Consider the following 2,006-nt stretch of genomic DNA (forward strand, 5'->3'; position numbering starts at 1 on the left):
GCAATGCCGGCAGCGGCAGATAGGGAACGACCCCTTGCCCGTTGCCCTGCTCGACGATGACCTTGCTCGAATCCTTCAGAACCTTCTCCATGGTTTCCAGGTAGAGGCGCTTGCGCGTTACATCGGGCGCCTTGGCATATTCGTCATAGACCGAGATGAAGCGCTGGGCCTCACCCTCGGCTTCCTGCACGACCCGGTTCTTGTAGGCGGCCGCGTCTTCGCGAATCTGTGCGGCCTCGCCGCGCGCCTGGCCGAGCTTCTGGTTGGAGTACTGGTTGGCCTGCTCGACGAACTTGTCCTCGTCCTGCTCGGCGCGCTGCACTTCGTCGAACGCATCGGCCACTTCGCGTGGCGGTGCCGCATCCTCGATCGAGACGGCGTTGACGTTGAGACCGGCCTTGTAGCCGTCCAGCGTCGTCTGGATGATTTCACGCACCGAGGCGGCAATGCCCTGGCGGTCGTCGCGGAAGATATCCTGCGCCGGCCGGCGGCCGACGGCTTCACGCATGGCGCTTTCGGCAACCTGCCGCAGCATACCGTCGGGATCGGACACATCGAACAGATATGCGCTCGGGTCGGAGACCTGATAGGCCACCGAGAACTGGACGTTGACGATGTTCTGGTCGCCGGTAAGCATCAGCCCGGACGTGTTGCCACTCGTCGCGCCGCCGCCGCCGATATCGACGAGCTGCTCGGAAATCTTGGCCGTCTCGACGGTTTCGAGCGGCCACCAATGGAAATGCAGGCCAGGCTGCGACAGTTCGGTCTTCGGCTTGCCGAAGCGCAATTCGACCGCGACCTCGTCGGGCTGCACGGTATAAACCGCCTTGAACGCCCACAGCACCACAAGTGCAGCCGCGATCAGCGCGAAGATAGCCGGGCTCGCGCCGCCGCCACCCGGAAGAGCGCGCCGCAGCCGGTCCTGGCCGCGGCGGATGATGTCTTCGAGATCGGGAGGCGAGCCCTGTGGCCCGCTGGGTCCCTTTGGACCCTGCCCCCAGGGTCCTTGATTGTTGCCGCCGCCACCCCATGGGCCGCCGCCACCGCCGCTTTTGTCGTTCCAGGGCATGAATGTCCTTTCGCTTGGAATTCCCTCAAGCGCCGGTATTACGGCGCAAAATCCAGTATTGTTCTTCTATAGGGACGCAACGAGGCGCTTTCAACGCGATGCGCTGCCGACTTCGTCCGATTTGTCCGGTCGCGACCCTTTGTCTTCCTTCAATGCCCCTTTTTTCATTCAATGTCTCTCTCGACGCCGCTCGTAGACCGAATAACGCGTCGGGTGGCTGTCCTTTTCCCCGGCTGGGACGTCGTGCGAGCTGACAATGTGCCAGGAATCAGGATCGATCGGCGGGAAATGCGCGTCGCCGTCGACCGCTGCCAGCACATGGGTGACATGCAGGCGATCGGCCAGCAGCATGGCCTGGGCATAGATTTCGCCGCCGCCGATGACGCACACCTCGTCCACATCGGCCATGCGGCGCCCGCGCTCCGTCGCCAGTTGGATCGCGGCCTCGAGCGAATGTGCCGCCTCGACGCCCTCGGCGCGCCAGGTCTTGTCGCGGGTGACGACGATGTTCAACCTGCCCGGCAGCGGCCGGCCGATGCCCTCATAGGTCTTGCGGCCCATGATGATGGGCTTGCCCATCGTATCGGCTCTGAAGCGCTTGAGATCGGTGGAGAGCCGCCACGGGAGCCCGCCGTCCCGCCCGATCACGCCGTTCTCGGCGATGGCAACGTAGATTGCGACGTGCATCAATTGCCGTCCGTTGGCTCGAGGATCAGGATGTCGATGTCGCGCTCGGGGTAGAAATCATCCGCCGTCATCTCGAATGTCGTCGGTCCGGTCTTTTTGACATTGTCGCCGCAGAACGAGACCAGGGCTTTCGGATTGCCCTTGTCGATCGTCAGCTTGAACTTGCCGATCGTGCCGGTGGCCCAGTTGCCGCCGGTGGTCAGGATATAGGCGATGCGGTTCTCGACATATTTGGGGTAGCCGTCAGGGT

The 2,006-nt window shown here is 63.3% G+C and carries 3 protein-coding genes; all 3 read right to left on the reverse strand.

Annotation, left to right across the window (positions count from 1 at the left end):
- Positions 1-1,069 (reverse strand): FtsH protease activity modulator HflK (gene hflK, locus EN893_RS31130; protein ID WP_128362060.1); only part of this gene is annotated, 1,069 nt, incomplete at its 3' end.
- A gap of 168 nt (positions 1,070-1,237) precedes the next feature.
- Positions 1,238-1,756 (reverse strand): dihydrofolate reductase, encoded by a 519-nt coding sequence (locus tag EN893_RS31135; protein WP_127271784.1) that lies wholly within the window; start codon positions 1,754-1,756, stop codon positions 1,238-1,240.
- Positions 1,756-2,006, reverse strand: a 251-nt coding sequence (locus EN893_RS31140; RefSeq protein ID WP_128362061.1) for a DUF4424 family protein, incomplete at its 5' end; no start/stop codon positions are given. The genes EN893_RS31140 and EN893_RS31135, both read right to left, overlap by 1 nt.

Origin of the sequence: Mesorhizobium sp. M7A.F.Ca.CA.004.04.2.1, from assembly GCF_004022825.1 — a bacterium.
In the GTDB taxonomy this organism is placed as follows: domain Bacteria; phylum Pseudomonadota; class Alphaproteobacteria; order Rhizobiales; family Rhizobiaceae; genus Mesorhizobium.